Consider the following 13,512-nt stretch of genomic DNA (forward strand, 5'->3'; position numbering starts at 1 on the left):
CGGAGCCGCCGTCGGCATGAACGTCGACCGCATCACCGTGCGGGGCGGCAAGCCGCTCCAGGGCCGCATCCAGATGAAGGGCGCGAAGAACCTCGTCACGAAGGCGATGGTCGCGGCGCTGCTCGGCGAGTCGCCGAGCGAGCTGCGCAGCGTGCCCGAGATCAGCGACGTGCGCGTCGTGCAGGGCCTGCTCGAGCTCCACGGCGTGACGGTCGAGCGCGACGGTGACACGCTGCGGCTCGACCCGGCGAACGTGCGCACGGCGCACGAGACGTCGATCAACGCGCACGCGGGCTCCTCGCGCATCCCGATCCTGTTCTGCGGCCCGCTGCTGCACCAGCTCGGCGAGGCGTTCATCCCCGACCTCGGCGGCTGCCACATCGGCGACCGGCCGATCGACTACCACCTCGAGGTGCTCCGCAACTTCGGCGCCGTCGTCGAGAAGCTGCCGAGCGGCATCCGCATGTCGGCCCCCAACGGGCTGCACGGCGCGAAGATCCACCTGCCCTACCCCTCGGTCGGCGCGACCGAGCAGGTGCTGCTCGGCGCCGTGCGCGCGAAGGGCCGCACCGAGCTCACGGGCGCCGCGGTCGAGCCCGAGATCATGGACCTCATCGCGATCCTGCAGAAGATGGGCGCCGAGATCCAGGTCGACACCGACCGCACGATCCGCATCGAGGGCGTCGACAAGCTCGTCGGCTACCGCCACACGGCGCTCTTCGACCGCAACGAGGCAGCCTCGTGGGCGTGCGCGGCGCTCGCGACCGGCGGCGACGTCTTCCTCGAGGGCGCGCGCCAGCCCGAGATGACGACCTTCCTCAACGTCTTCCGCAAGGCGGGCGGCGCCTTCGAGATCGAGGACGACGGCATCCGCTTCTGGCACCCTGGCGGCGACCTCAAGCCCGTCGTCGTCGAGACCGACGTGCACCCCGGCTTCATGACCGATTGGCAGCAGCCGCTCGTCGTGGCGCTCGCGAAGGCCAACGGTATCTCGATCGTGCACGAGACCGTCTACGAGCAGCGCTTCGGCTTCACCGAGGCGCTCGTCGAGATGGGTGCGCGCATCCAGATCCACACCGATTGCCTCGGCAGCCACGCGTGCCGCTTCGGGCAGCGCAACTACGAGCACTCCGCCGTCATCGCGGGCCCCGTCGAGCTGCACGGCGCGGATGTCGTGGTGCCCGACCTGCGCGGCGGCTTCAGCCACCTCGTGGCGGCGCTGACCGCCGAGGGCACGAGCCGCATCTCGAACGTCGGGATCATCGCCCGGGGCTACGAGCGCTTCATCGAGAAGCTCGAGACCCTCGGCGCGGACTTCGACGTGGAGGGCTGATGGCGCTGCCCGGCCGCCCGCCGAAGCCGGAGCGCACATCCGTCTACGTCGGGATCGCCGCCGCGGTCATCCCGGCGATGACCGCGATGGCGAAGCTCCGCATCCGCGGGCACGAGCACCTGCCCGCGCGCGGCGCGTTCGTGCTCTCGCCCAACCACTACAGCGAGATCGACCCGATCGTCATGGCGATGGCGGTGTGGAAGGCCGGCCGCGTGCCGCGCTTCATGGCGAAGGCGAGCCTGTTCAGGATCCCCGTCGTCGGCGCGATCCTGCGCGCCGCGGGCCAGATCCCGGTCGAGCGCGCGGGCCGATCGGCCCAGTCGGCGCCGATGGAGGCCGCCCGCACGCTCGTGCGCGACGAGCTCGGCGTCATCATCTACCCCGAGGGCTCGCTCACGCGCGAGCCCGACCTGTGGCCCATGCGCGGCAAGACCGGCGCCGTGCGCATGGCGCTCGAGGCGGGCGTGCCGCTCATCCCCGCCGCGCACTGGGGCACGCAGCACCTCATGCCGCGCTACGGCAAGGCGATCCGCCCGTTCCCGCGGAAGACGATCGACATCCTCTTCGGCCCGCCCGTCGACCTCTCCGACTTCGAGGGCAAGACCGACCAGGCCTCGATGACCGCCGCGACCGACCGCGTCATGGGCGCGATCGCCGGTCTGCTCGGCGAGCTGCGCGGCGAGGAGCCGCCCGCCGTGCGCTACGACCCCGCCCACTACGGGCAGGCCGAGACGGGCCGCTTCGAGCCGGGCACGCAGGGGCCGGATGCGTCGGCCGGCGACGCGCGGGACGAGGACGGGCGCGCGGATGGCTGACGTCGCGGTCCTCGGCGCGGGGAGCTGGGGCACGACGTTCGCGAAGGCGCTCGCCGACGGCGGCACCGACACGGTGCTGTGGGCGAGGCGGCCCGAGGCGGCGCGCGAGATCGACGAGTCGCGCCGCAACACGCGCTACCTGCCGGGCATCACGCTCCCGGCGACCCTGCACGCGACGAGCGACATCCGCGCGGCACTCGAGGGCGCATCCCAGGTCTACCTCGCCGTGCCGAGCCAGCAGCTGCGCGAGCTGCTGCGCGAGCACGGCGGCGCGATCGGGCCCGACGCGCCCATCGTGAGCCTCATCAAGGGGGTCGAGGCGGGCTCGCGGCTGCGCATGAGCGAGGTGATCGCCGAGGAGCTCGCGATCGACGCCGGCCGCATCGCGGTCGTGTCGGGCCCGAACCTCGCGCTCGAGATCGCCCAGGAGCACCCGACTGCCGCGGTCGTCTCGTCGTCGAGCCCCGAGACGGCGCGCGAGGTCGCCAAGCGCGCCCGCAACGACTACTTCCACTCCTTCATCAACACCGACGTCGTCGGCACCGAGTTCGGCGGCGTGCTGAAGAACCTCGTCGCGCTCGCGATCGGCATCGTCGACGGCGTCGGCTACGGCGAGAACACGAAGGCGTCGATCATCACGCGCGGCCTCGCCGAGGTGACCGACTTCGCGGTCGCCCACGGCGCCGAGCGCGAGACGATGAGCGGGCTCGCGGGCCTCGGCGACCTCATCGCGACGTGCGGGTCGCCGCTCTCGCGCAACTTCACGGCCGGCCGGCTGCTCGGCATGGGCTACTCGCGCACCGACGTCGTCGCCCGCATGGAGCAGGTCGCCGAGGGCCTCGCCTCGGTCGAGCCGGTCGCGCAGCTCGCGGCCGCGGCGGGCGTGCGCATGCCGATCCTCGAGCAGGTGCGGCTCGTGCTCGACGGCGAGATGGATCCGCGCGACATCGCACCGCATCTGACGACCGACGACGAGCCGATCCAGGAGTGACCGTGGCCGAGGGGAAGACGCGCGTCGCGCTGCTGTTCGGAGGTCGCTCGAGCGAGCACCTCATCTCGTGCGCGACCGCCGGGAGCGTGCTCGCGCACATCGACCGCGATCGCTACGACGTCGTGCCGATCGGCATCGCGCGCGACGGCCGCTTCGTGCTGCAGGCCGACGACCCGGCGCCGCTCGCGCTCGAGCGCTCGCCCGAGGTCGTCGGCGGCGACGCCGTGCTCATGCCGACCACGAGCGACTCGCGCACGCTCACCGCGGTCGACGCGGCGGGCGCGATCCGCGAGCTCGGCGACGTCGACGTCGTCTTCCCCATCCTGCACGGGCGCTTCGGCGAGGACGGCACCGTGCAGGGCATGCTCGACCTCATCGACATCCCCTACGTGGGCAACGGGGTGCTCTCGAGCGCCGTCGCGATGGACAAGCACTTCGCCAAGACGGTGCTCGAGCACGTCGGCATCGCCGTCGCGCCGTGGATGACCGTCTCGCGCGGCGAGTGGCGACGCGACGCGGAGGGCGTGCGCGCGCGCCTCGCCGACTTCCCGCTCCCGGTGTTCGTCAAGCCGGCCCGCGCCGGCTCGTCGGTCGGCGTCACACGCGTCGACGCGCCCGCCGATCTCGACCGCGCGATGGAGCTCGCGCTCGCCGAGGACTCGCGCGCGCTCGTCGAGGTGGGGATCGCTGGCCGCGAGATCGAGGTCGGCGTGCTCGGCGGCCGCGACGGCGCGCGGCCGCGCGCCTCGCTGCCCGGCGAGATCGTGCTCGACGAGGGCACGTACTACGACTTCGACGCGAAGTACCGCGGCACCCCGACCGCGCGCACCGAGTGCCCGGCCGACCTCGATGACGCGACGGTGCGCGAGCTGCAGGAGACGGCCGTCCGCGCCTTCGAGGCGATCAAGGGCGCGGGCCTCGCGCGCGTCGACTTCTTCCTCTCGCCCGAGCACGGCATCGTCGTGAACGAGATCAACACGATGCCCGGCTTCACCTCCATCTCGATGTTCCCCGTCGTGTGGCAGGCGAGCGGCATCGCCTACACCGACCTCATCACCGAGCTCATCGAGCTCGGGCTCGGGGAGGAGCGGTAGCCGGCCCGCTGCTCACGGTCGGCCACGGCCGGCTCGACGGCGACGGCCTGCGCTCGCTCCTGACGGGCGCGGGCGTCGAGCTCGTCGTCGACATCCGGCGCTTCCCCGGCAGCCGCACGAACCCCGCCGCCGCTCGCGACGCCATCGAGGGCGAGCTCGCGGCGGGCGGCATCGCATGGCGCTGGGAGGAGCGGCTGGGCGGCCGGCGCCGGCTGACGGCCGAGCAGGACGCCGCCTCACCCGACGGCTGGTGGCGCGTCGACGCGTTCCGCGCCTACGCCGCCTGGACGCGGACGCCCGAGTTCGAGGCCGGCATGGCGTCGGTGCTCGAGGATGCGTCGGCGCGGCGCACGGCGGTCATGTGCTCGGAGGCGGTGTGGTGGCGATGCCATCGGCGGGTGGTCGCCGACGTCGCAGCGCGGCTGCACGGCGTGCCCGTCGAGCACCTCATGCACGACGGCTCGCTGCGGCCGCACGAGCCGAGCGAGACGGCGACCGTCAGCGGCGGGGCGCTGCAGTGGCCGCCGGTGCCGGGCGCCGGCTGAGCGCGCGATCGGGCAGCCGCGTGAGCGCGACGCCGACGAGGCACACGAGCCCGCCGATGAGCGCGAGCGGCGGCGGCACCTCGCCCAGCAGCGGCCACGCCGCGGCGGTCGCGAGCACGGGCACGAGGTAGGTCGTCGTGATGAGCCTGCCCGCGGGCATCCGGCTCAGCGCGTATGCCCACGCGAGGAACGCGATCGCGGTCGGCACGACGCCGAGGTAGGCGACGCCCGCGATCTCGGCCGCCGTCGCGGCGCCGACCTGGGCGACGAGCGGCCCGGCCCACGGCAGGCTGCCGACCGTGCCGATCGCCACGCCGATGAACGTCATCTGCAGGCCCGGCAGGCGGCGCAGCAGCGGCTTCTGCAGCAGCACCGCGATCGCGTAGGTCACGGCGGCGAGCAGCGCGAGCAGCACGCCGGTGACGCTCAGCGCACCGGTCGCGGTCGCGGCGCCGATGAGCGCGACGCCGCCGAACGCGACGAGCGCGCCGACCATGAGCCAGCGCGGGAAGCCCTCGCCGAGCAGCCCGCCCGCGACGAGCGCGACGATGAGCGGTGCGACGTTCACGAGCAGCGCCGCGGTGCCGGCGTCGAGCTCGTGCTCCGCGGCGTTGAGGGCGAGGTTGTAAATGAGGAACCACGAGAGGCCGAAGGCGCCCAGCAGCAGCCACTCGCGCCGCGTGGGGCGCACCCAGCCGCCGCGCGCGAGCTGCACGCCGCCGAGCACGACCGCGGCGACCGCGAGCCGTCCGAGCGTGAGCGAGCCCGGGTCGAAGGCGCCCGCGAGCGCGCGGATGACGAGGAACGCGGAGGCCCACGCGAGGAGCGGCACGACGACCGCGCCGATGACGAGCAGTCGGTCGCGCGCCGGGAGGGTCATGCGGCGAGCCTAGGCGCGGCCGCCCGCACCGACGAGCGGCGACCCTGCCGAGCTCCGTCGAGATCCCGCCAGCGCTTCAGAGCAGCACGTGCGTCGGCTCGAGCAGCCAGTGGTCGACCCCGCCGCGCAGCCAGTCGCGCAGCATCGCGTTGAAGCGCTTCGCGTGGTCGAGGTTCCAGATGTGGCGCATGCCCGGCGCGGTGCGCGTCTCGGCGTGCGGCGCGACCTCGAGCAGGGCGTCGAGCGACTGGGCCATCACGGGAGGGTCGAACTCTCCCGCGACCAGCAGCATCCGACCCCGGTAGCGCTCGAGCCCCTCCGGCATCGCGCCGGCCCAGATCTCGTCGAGCATCGCGCGCGCGGTCGCGCGGCGCACCGAGAGCCCGTGCTCGACGAAGCGGCCGACGCCCTCGGGCGAGAGGCCGAGGCTGCTCGCCTGCGCGCGCCAGAGCGCGCGGCGGTTCCACAGCAGCAGCTGCAGCGCCGAAGCCGTGCGCGCGACGCCGATCACCGGCAGCACCGCGGTGCCGCTCGTGAGCACCGACGCGGCGAGCTGCGGGTGCCGCGCCGCGAGGTGCAGCGCGAGCACGCCCCCGAGCGAGACGCCGACGACGTCGACCGCGCCCTCCGCGCCGAGATCGCGGATGCGTCGGGCGACGTCGTCCGCCGCGGCCGCGAGCCCCGGCCACTCCTCGTCGACGCGCGGCCCGAACCCGGGGAGGTGCGGCGTGAGGGCGAGGCGATCGCGCACCGCCGGCAGCTGCGGCTCCCACATCCAGTTCCCGGCGCTCCCGGCGTGCAGGAGCACGACCGGCCGGTGGGTGCTCGCGACCGACGGCCGGTGGGCTTCGGGGAAGGCGGTCATTGCCAGGGTGCTCCGGGGGCCGAGCCGGCGGCGCCCGGTGGGGCGGAGCGGATCGGGGTTCGCGCGCCGAGACGTCGCGCGGATCGGGGGACAGGGTGGGTCGAGTCGACCATCCCGGCCCCCGCGATGTCAACTCGGGCGCCCCGCCGCACCGCGAGCGCGAGCGGATCGACCCCCGGTCAGGTGCCGCTGGGCGCGTCGGGGTCGAAGCCCTCCGCCGGGCTCTCTTCGATGCTCTCGCCGATCGCCGGGTCGGGCTCGCTCGTGTGCGTCTGCCCTGTGTCGATGCCCTCGTCGACGACCGCCTCGTCGGGCGAGTGGCTCGAGCGCTGCGCCGGGTCGACCTGCTCGCCGGGGGCGTCGGACCGCTGCTCGTCGTGCATGGTGCTCTCCTCATCCGCGGCGTCGCTGGCCGCTCGAGGTCGACGCTACGCGCCGAGGCTGGGGGAGCGCCGAGCCGGGCGGGTGGGCACCGCCCGGCTCAGCGAGCCCTCAGACCGCGACGGCGGTGCGGGCCGTCGCGGCGCGCGAGCCGCGGGCGGCCTCGATGCGCGCCGCGGCGAGGGCCTCGGCGGCGGCGAGCGGCGTGGTGCCGCGCTCGCGCGCGCTCGCCATGACGCCGCGCACCGTGTCGGCGATGCCCGTCAGCCGCTCGGCGATCGTGGGCCACTCCTGGCCGTGGGCCATGCCCTCGAGGTGGATGACACCGCCCGCGTTCACGACGAAGTCGGGCGCGTAGACGATGCCGCGCTCCTGCAGCCGCTCGGCGCCCGAGCGGTCGGCGAGCGGGTTGTTGGCGGGGCCGACGACCGCCCGCACGGGCAGCGCGTCGATCGCCTCGTCGGTGAGGATGCCCCCGAGGCCCGCGGGCACGAGCACGTCGGCGGGGGTGGAGAGCGCCATCTCCGGCGCGATCCAGCGGGCGCCGAGCTCGTCGGCGAGCTGGCGCTTGCGCTCGTCGATGTCGGTGACGATGAGCTCCGCGCCGTGGCCCGCGAGCATGCGCGCGAGGCGGCCGCCGACCTGGCCGAGGCCCGAGATGACGAACGAGCGGCCCTCGATCTGCTCCGAGCCGAACGCCTCGCCGAGCGTGGGCGCGATCGCCGAGAAGACGCCGAGCGCGGTCGCCCCGGCGGGCTCGCCGGCGCCACCGCTCTCCGCGGGCAGGCCGACGACGTGCTCCGTGCGCTCGCGGACGACGAGCATGTCGTGCTCGGTCGTGCCGACGTCCTCGGCGGTGCGGTAGCGGCCCTCGAGCGCCTCCACGAGGTCGCCGAGGTCGAGCAGCGCGGCGCGGCGGCGGTCGGGGTCGAGCGCCTCGCCCATCGGCAGGGCGATGACCGACTTGCCGCCGCCCGCGTCGAGGCCGGCTGCGGCGTTCTTGAGCGTCATCGCCGCCGAGAGTCGGAGGGCGTCGGCCTGGCCGTCGGCCCAGGTCGGGTAGCTCCACATGCGGCACCCGCCGAGGGCGGGTCCGAGTGCGCTCGAGTGGAGTGCGACGGTGATGACGAGTCCGCTGCGGGCGCCCATGGAGGTCAGGACACGCTCGTGCGAGAACTCAGGGATTGCGCTCATGGCGGCTCTCCTCATTGAGTGCCGGCGCCGGCTTCGGCGCCGTGGGTCGGGGCCGCGGATCGCGCGGCTTGCCACCATGGTGGTGCGGATGCGCGGTGCGCGCAAGCGCGTCGGTCGCGGTTGCGCGCCATGCGCAGCGGGGCACCCCGGGAGGCGTCTGGACTGCGCAGCCTGCCCTCAGCGGCGGTCGTCGCCGTCCGGCTCGATGCCGTCCCCCTCGACGACGATCTCCTCGCGCTGCACCGGCACCTGGATCGTCTGCATCTCGGTCACGATGCGGCGCCGCAAGCGCGGCCCGCCGGCCGAGGGCTGCGCGTCGTCGGAGCCGCGGCCGCGCACGCCGCGCTCGTCGTCGGAGCCGCTGCCGCTCGAGTCGGCGCTCCCGGCGTCGTGCCCGCCGCCGTAGGGCGTGCGATCCGCGTGCGCCGTCGAGGGTCCGGAGTCGTCGGCGTCGCCGGAGTGGCGCTCATCCGTGCGCTGCAAGTGGCCGCCGACACCGCGATCGCGGTCCTCGTCGTGGCGGTCCCGCGCGTCGCGCTCGTGCTCGCCGATGACGGCCCGCTGCTGCATCGGCGGCTCGACCCCGTAGTAGCGGTAGAGCTCGGCCTCCTGCTCGACGGAGAGCTCGCTCGCGTCGTCGATGCGCGGCGCATCCTTCACGAACGACTTCTCGAAGGGCACGACGAGCCCGTCGCCGCGCTCGGTCGCGCCGGCGACCGGGATGAACGACTCGTGCATGCCGAACAGCCCGGTCCTGACGGTGATCCAGGTCGGCTCGTCCGTGCCCTCGAGCACGAAGACCTGCCCCACGTCGCCGATGCGCTCGCCGTCGCTGCCGACCACCTCGCGGCCGACCAGCCGGTCGATGTTGCCCTGGAATGTCACGATGCCTCCAACGGTTCGGGTCCGCGCCGAGCTGCGCCGGCGAGGGCGGCTGTCGCCTGGCCGCGACGCTACGCGCGCATCCTGAGCAGCCCGTGACAGCCGGCTCCCGATCCGCGCCGCCCGTCAGCGCACGGCGAAGCCCGCTTCGCCGCGCGCCTCGATCGAGGTGGCGTCGACGCGATCGACGCGCGCCGTGTCGGGCCCGTGCGCGAGCCACGCGCCGAACGCCGCCACCGCATCCGTCGCACCCTCGGCCTCCGCCTCGACGGTGCCGTCGAAGCGGTTGCGCACCGAGCCCGCGAGCCCGAGCCGCTCCGCCTCGCGGCGCGCGGCCATGCGGAAGCCGACGCCCTGCACGGTGCCGTGCACGACGAAGCGGCGTCGGATGCGCTCGGTCAGCGCCCGTCGCCCTCGAGGCTCGGGGCGTCCTGGTCGCGCGCGGCGTCCTCGAGGTGCCGCTGGTCGCCGCCGTCGAGCTCCTCGGGCTGCGCGGCGTCGCGCCCGGCCGAGAAGTCGTCGTTCGGCGCCTCCTTGGCCTCGCCGTCGCCGTGGACCGTCTCGCCCGTGCGAGCGTCGACGCCGGCGCCGGACTGGCCCTCCTCGGGCACGAACTCGTTGTGCCGGGCGTCGAAGGAGCTCGCCGAGCCGCTGTCCGCCGGCGGTGCCTCGTGGTAGACCGGGTCGCCCTCGCGCGAGTCGTACGTCGGATCGTTCCAGTTCGCCATGATCGCTCTCCTCCGCGGTCCTGCGGCAGCCGTCGGCTGCGCTGTGGACACGACGCTACGCGCGCAGCCTGGGAAAGGGGAGGGCCGCGTCGCGCTCACGCGGAGCGTCGCGAGCGCCCGCGCGCATCCTCGATCACCGGCACGCTCGCGAAGGCGAGCAGCAGCACGGCGGTAGGCACGACGGTGAGGAAGCCGATCGCCTGGTAGGCGAGCGCGCCGGTCACGCCGCCGACGAAGAAGGCGCTCACGAGCAGCACGTGCAGGCCGAGCCGCCCGAGCCGCGGTCGCACGGGATCGGGGTCGCCGGCGCGCTTCGGATAGACGAGCTTGCCGAGCTCGATGCCGATGTCGGTGACCATGCCGGTCACGTGCGTCGTGCGGATCTGCGCATCCGAGATCTTCGTGATCACGGCGTTCTGCAGGCCCATCGTGAAGCCGAGCAGGGCGATGAGCACCCACTCGCGCCCGGCGTCGGCGGTGAGCTCGTGCGCGACGAGGCCGATGAAGAGCGCGAGCGCCGCCTCGAGCAGCAGCACGATCGCGAAGCGGCTCTGCAGCTCGCGACGCCGCGCCCAGTTGAAGAGCAGCGCGCACACCGCCGCGCCGACGACGAACGAGGTGAGACCGGTCAAGCACAGCAGCGCGATGTCGAGCGAGCCGAGCACGAGGCTGTCGGCGAGCATCGCGGTGAGGCCCGTCATGTGCGAGGTGTAGAGCGCGATCGCCATGAAGCCGACGGAGTTGAGGATGCCCGCCGTGAGCGCGAGCAGCACCGCGAGGTCGCGGTTCCAGCGCGGCGAGCGGTCCGGGCCGGCGATGCCCCGGAGGTACGCGACGAGGGGCGCGGCCCGCCCGCCCGGCCCCGGTGACGCATCCATGATCCCGAGGCTAGTGCGGCCGCCCGTCGGGCCCGGGCGGCGGATGCGCGCCGGTAGGCTGGTCTGTCGTGGCACTCACGATCGGCATCGTCGGACTCCCCAACGTGGGCAAGTCGACCCTCTTCAACGCTCTCACCAAGAACACCGTGCTCGCGGCGAACTACCCGTTCGCGACGATCGAGCCGAACATCGGGGTGGTCGAGCTGCCGGACGAGCGCCTCACGCGCCTCGCCGAGATCTTCGGCTCGGCCAAGATCCTGCCCGCGACCGTCTCGTTCGTCGACATCGCCGGCATCGTGAAGGGCGCGAGCGAGGGCGAGGGGCTCGGCAACCAGTTCCTCGCGAACATCCGCGAGGCCGACGCGATCGCGCAGGTCGTGCGCGGCTTCAGCGACTCGGATGTCGTGCACGTCGACGGCAAGGTCGACCCGGCCTCCGACATGGAGACGATCAACACCGAGCTCATCCTCGCCGACCTGCAGACGCTCGAGAAGGCGGTGCCGCGCCTCGAGAAGGAAGTGCGGGGCAAGAAGGCCGACCCGGCCGTGCTCGCCGCCGCGGTCGAGGCGCAGTCGATCCTGAACGCCGGCACGACGCTGTCGCAGGCGGGCTTCGACGTCGCGCCCATCAAGGAGCTCGGCCTGCTGACCGCGAAGCCGCAGCTCTTCGTCTTCAACGTCGACGAGGCGGTGCTCTCGGACGAGGTGAAGAAGGCCGAGCTCGCGGCGCTCGTCGCGCCCGCGAAGGCCGTCTTCCTCGACGCGCAGGTCGAGTCGGAGCTCATCGACCTCGACCAGGACGAGGCGCTCGAGCTGCTGCAGTCGCTCGGCCAGGAGGAGTCGGGCCTCGACCAGCTCGCGCGCATCGGCTTCGACACCCTCGGCCTGCAGACCTACCTCACGGCGGGCCCGAAGGAGTCGCGCGCCTGGACCATCCGCAAGGGCTGGACCGCGCCGCAAGCGGCGGGCGTCATCCACACCGACTTCGAGCGCGGCTTCATCAAGGCGGAGGTCGTCTCGTTCGCCGACCTCGACCAGTACGGCTCGATGGCCGAGGCGAAGGCCGCTGGCCGCGTGCGCATCGAGGGCAAGGACTACGTGATGGCCGACGGCGACGTGGTGGAGTTCCGCTTCAACGTGTAGCTCCGGCCTCGGCTCAGCTTAATACCGCGGAAACTGCCGCCACGCGGGCGTCGAATCAGCAGTGAGTCCGCGGGTACTTCTGCTCCCGGTTTCGCCCGTCCTTGAAGTGGCCAAACAGCAGGCCCTACTCGCGAACGCCCAAGCGCGCCGCGCATTCGGCGCACGATGCCCACGACACCGCACGATTGACATCGTCGATGGTCGCTACTGACTATCCAAGGGCCGATCATTTCGCACACGGGGAGAGAAACCTCGCCGTGCCGCCCGAGCGAGCGAGAACGGGGGACCGGGGTCTGCGCTCCGTTCAGACGGTGTCGGCGGTGGCTTCGAAGGCGGTCGCGGCTTCCTCGTTCATGAAGGAGCGGAGCATCTTTCGAAGGTTTTCCTTCTCGTTGTCCTCGATCTGCTGCACGAACCAGCGGTCGGTCTCGTTGGCGATGGGCTCGAGTAGTTCCGCTACGGCGTAGAACGCCGCGGTGAACATGACGTGCATGGTGAGAGCGATCGGGAGCATTGTGCCGTTGTCCAGGCTCATCACCTCGTAGTACTCGACATCAAGGTGGGTGTCGAGCGTTCCGCTGTGCTGCGGACGAAGGAACTTCACGGTGGCGAGAGTCAGTCCCTCGCGCATCGGCTCGTTCGCGTACTTCTCGAAGACGACCTCCATGGGTGGGCTGACGTGAACGACAACATCTGGCCGGCTCATGGTGTGCGTGAGGATGCGGCGGTGCTTGTCCACGTTCGAGAGGCGGTTCAGCAGCGCCAATGCCCTCTCCTCGCCCGACCCATCGTCAATCGGTTGCACGGCCTCGAGAGCATCCAGCGTCGGCTCATCGAGCTGATACTCGTTCCTTTGCCTCCATTGCTCCCACTTCGCGCCGTCTGTGAAGATCGGATACTGCACGCGGCGCTCATCCTTGGAGCTGAGGGTGCGGAAGCGGGCCGCCGTCAGGAGCATGGCGTGGTCGAGCGCCGAGCGCATGTTGTTGATCGCGTCGCCCGACACATAGCTCCACGTGTCCTCGAGCGGTTCAAACTTTCGGACCCTCCACTGCGTTGCAAGGATGGGCGACCGTCCATAGTCGGTGTTGTGAAAGTGGCTGTACTCGATGGGGTTGCTTTCTCGGTACTCACGCTGCATGTCCCCGAGCCGTTGCATATGACGCATGGCGTGAGCGAGCTTCCCAAACGGCGACGACAGATCCATCACGCCACCTTAAAGGCACTCAGGCTCGAGACGAGTGTCTGTGAACCGTCCCCGGTTTGATGCCGGTTCCTTTCGAGTCTGGAAGGAAGATAGTCATCATGCCGAAGCAGATCCCGGAGGAGACGAAGCAGCGAGCGATCCGGCTCGTGCTCGACCATCTCGATGAGTACCCGAACCTGACGACCGCGTGCGAGACGGTCTCGAAACGGCTCGGCTTCGGGGCCGAGTCGCTGCGCCGATGGGTGCGGCAGGCTCAGATCGACGCCGGCGAACGGCAGGGCGCCTCGACGAGCGAGTCGGAGCGGGTGCGGCGGCTTGAGCGGGAGAACCGTGAGCTGCGTGAGGCGAACGCGATCCTGCGCGACGCGGCGGTTTTCTTCGCCGGGGAACTCGACCCCCGACGCCGCTGATCGTCGGCTTCATCGACGAGCAGCGGGCCAAGGGCCGCGCGGTCGAGTCGGTCTGCCAGGTCCTGCGGGAGCAGGGCGTGGAGGTCGCCGCGCGAACCTACCGGGCGTGGAAGCGCGCCCAGCCCAGCAACCGCGCTGTGGATGACGCGGTGATCATCGACGCGCTG

General features: G+C 72.5%; 15 protein-coding genes and 1 pseudogene. 7 read left to right on the plus strand and 9 right to left on the minus strand.

The features are described 5' to 3' along the window. Nucleotides 1-16: 16 nt before the first annotated feature. The 5 genes and pseudogenes from murA to L332_RS0114970 all read left to right on the plus strand — a co-directional run bounded on the left by murA (nt 17) and on the right by L332_RS0114970 (nt 4,778). On the plus strand, nt 17-1,333 hold the full coding sequence (gene murA, locus L332_RS20205) for a UDP-N-acetylglucosamine 1-carboxyvinyltransferase (RefSeq protein ID WP_026373503.1): 1,317 nt from the start codon (nt 17-19) through the stop codon (nt 1,331-1,333). After that, on the plus strand, nt 1,333-2,148 hold the full coding sequence (locus L332_RS20210) for a lysophospholipid acyltransferase family protein (RefSeq protein ID WP_021010078.1): 816 nt from the start codon (nt 1,333-1,335) through the stop codon (nt 2,146-2,148). Before murA ends, L332_RS20210 begins: the two co-directional genes overlap by 1 nt. Further along, nucleotides 2,099-3,245: pseudogene (locus tag L332_RS30065) on the plus strand (NAD(P)H-dependent glycerol-3-phosphate dehydrogenase); the annotation flags it as partial. The gene L332_RS20210 and the pseudogene L332_RS30065, both read left to right, overlap by 50 nt. After that, the gene (locus L332_RS30070) at nt 3,142-4,233 is read left to right on the plus strand and encodes a D-alanine--D-alanine ligase family protein (protein ID WP_041203879.1); all 1,092 of its coding nucleotides are present in this window, start codon (nt 3,142-3,144) and stop codon (nt 4,231-4,233) included. The pseudogene L332_RS30065 and the gene L332_RS30070, both read left to right, overlap by 104 nt. Then, a complete protein-coding gene (locus L332_RS0114970) occupies nt 4,158-4,778 on the plus strand; it encodes a DUF488 domain-containing protein (protein ID WP_021010080.1) in 621 nt (206 codons plus the stop codon). Before L332_RS30070 ends, L332_RS0114970 begins: the two co-directional genes overlap by 76 nt. On the opposite strand, the gene L332_RS20225 is transcribed toward L332_RS0114970, so the two are convergent. From L332_RS20225 to L332_RS20260, 8 genes are all read right to left on the minus strand, one after another. Then, nucleotides 4,732-5,658, minus strand: coding sequence for a DMT family transporter (locus L332_RS20225; protein WP_021010081.1), 927 nt, complete (start codon nt 5,656-5,658; stop codon nt 4,732-4,734). The genes L332_RS0114970 and L332_RS20225 overlap by 47 nt on opposite strands. Before the next feature lie 76 nt (nt 5,659-5,734). Beyond that, nucleotides 5,735-6,523, minus strand: a complete 789-nt coding sequence (locus L332_RS20230; protein ID WP_021064943.1) for an alpha/beta fold hydrolase — start codon at nt 6,521-6,523, stop codon at nt 5,735-5,737. A 179-nt stretch (nt 6,524-6,702) separates the two neighbouring features. After that, nucleotides 6,703-6,906 carry a hypothetical protein gene (locus tag L332_RS20235; RefSeq protein ID WP_021010082.1) on the minus strand — a complete coding sequence of 68 codons (204 nt, stop codon included), beginning with the start codon at nt 6,904-6,906 and terminating at the stop codon, nt 6,703-6,705. 109 nt (nt 6,907-7,015) lie between these two features. Continuing rightward, nucleotides 7,016-8,098, minus strand: coding sequence for a Glu/Leu/Phe/Val dehydrogenase family protein (locus L332_RS20240; RefSeq protein WP_021010083.1), 1,083 nt, complete (start codon nt 8,096-8,098; stop codon nt 7,016-7,018). A 177-nt stretch (nt 8,099-8,275) separates the two neighbouring features. Further along, nucleotides 8,276-8,983 (minus strand): PRC-barrel domain-containing protein, encoded by a 708-nt coding sequence (locus tag L332_RS20245; RefSeq protein ID WP_021010084.1) that lies wholly within the window; start codon nt 8,981-8,983, stop codon nt 8,276-8,278. Nucleotides 8,984-9,106: 123 nt separating this feature from the next. Further along, nucleotides 9,107-9,352, minus strand: coding sequence for an acylphosphatase (locus tag L332_RS20250; protein WP_021010085.1), 246 nt, complete (start codon nt 9,350-9,352; stop codon nt 9,107-9,109). Between the two features lie 26 nt (nt 9,353-9,378). Continuing rightward, entirely contained in the window at nt 9,379-9,708 is a 330-nt protein-coding gene (locus tag L332_RS20255) for a hypothetical protein (protein WP_021010086.1), read from the minus strand. A gap of 95 nt (nt 9,709-9,803) precedes the next feature. Further along, a complete protein-coding gene (locus L332_RS20260; RefSeq protein ID WP_021010087.1) occupies nt 9,804-10,586 on the minus strand; it encodes a YoaK family protein in 783 nt (260 codons plus the stop codon). 68 nt (nt 10,587-10,654) lie between these two features. Between L332_RS20260 and ychF the strand changes: the two genes are divergently transcribed. Next, the gene (ychF, locus tag L332_RS20265; RefSeq protein WP_021010088.1) at nt 10,655-11,728 is read left to right on the plus strand and encodes a redox-regulated ATPase YchF; all 1,074 of its coding nucleotides are present in this window, start codon (nt 10,655-10,657) and stop codon (nt 11,726-11,728) included. Nucleotides 11,729-12,032: 304 nt separating this feature from the next. Here the strand turns inward: ychF and L332_RS20270 are convergent, their stop codons facing one another. After that, a complete protein-coding gene (locus L332_RS20270; protein WP_031223427.1) occupies nt 12,033-12,935 on the minus strand; it encodes a hypothetical protein in 903 nt (300 codons plus the stop codon). A gap of 98 nt (nt 12,936-13,033) precedes the next feature. On the opposite strand from L332_RS20270, the gene L332_RS20275 reads away from it, so the two are divergent. Beyond that, nucleotides 13,034-13,345, plus strand: a complete 312-nt coding sequence (locus L332_RS20275) for a transposase (protein ID WP_021009488.1) — start codon at nt 13,034-13,036, stop codon at nt 13,343-13,345. Nucleotides 13,346-13,512: the final 167 nt, after the last annotated feature.

Source organism: Agrococcus pavilionensis RW1 (assembly GCF_000400485.1).
Taxonomy (GTDB): Bacteria; Actinomycetota; Actinomycetes; order Actinomycetales; family Microbacteriaceae; genus Agrococcus; species Agrococcus pavilionensis.

Excerpts from the sequence above, each read along its gene's own strand:
- L332_RS20260 (WP_021010087.1), bottom strand. The coding sequence starts at position 10,586 with ATGGATGCGTCACCGGGGCCGGGCGGGCGGGCCGCGCCCCTCGTCGCG.
- L332_RS20240 (WP_021010083.1), bottom strand. The coding sequence starts at position 8,098 with ATGAGCGCAATCCCTGAGTTCTCGCACGAGCGTGTCCTGACCTCCATG.
- L332_RS20255 (WP_021010086.1), bottom strand. The coding sequence starts at position 9,708 with ATGGCGAACTGGAACGATCCGACGTACGACTCGCGCGAGGGCGACCCG.
- L332_RS20230 (WP_021064943.1), bottom strand. The coding sequence starts at position 6,523 with ATGACCGCCTTCCCCGAAGCCCACCGGCCGTCGGTCGCGAGCACCCAC.
- L332_RS20275 (WP_021009488.1), top strand. The coding sequence starts at position 13,034 with ATGCCGAAGCAGATCCCGGAGGAGACGAAGCAGCGAGCGATCCGGCTC.
- L332_RS20235 (WP_021010082.1), bottom strand. The coding sequence starts at position 6,906 with ATGCACGACGAGCAGCGGTCCGACGCCCCCGGCGAGCAGGTCGACCCG.
- murA (WP_026373503.1), top strand. The coding sequence starts at position 17 with ATGAACGTCGACCGCATCACCGTGCGGGGCGGCAAGCCGCTCCAGGGC.
- L332_RS20210 (WP_021010078.1), top strand. The coding sequence starts at position 1,333 with ATGGCGCTGCCCGGCCGCCCGCCGAAGCCGGAGCGCACATCCGTCTAC.
- L332_RS20270 (WP_031223427.1), bottom strand. The coding sequence starts at position 12,935 with ATGGATCTGTCGTCGCCGTTTGGGAAGCTCGCTCACGCCATGCGTCAT.
- L332_RS20225 (WP_021010081.1), bottom strand. The coding sequence starts at position 5,658 with ATGACCCTCCCGGCGCGCGACCGACTGCTCGTCATCGGCGCGGTCGTC.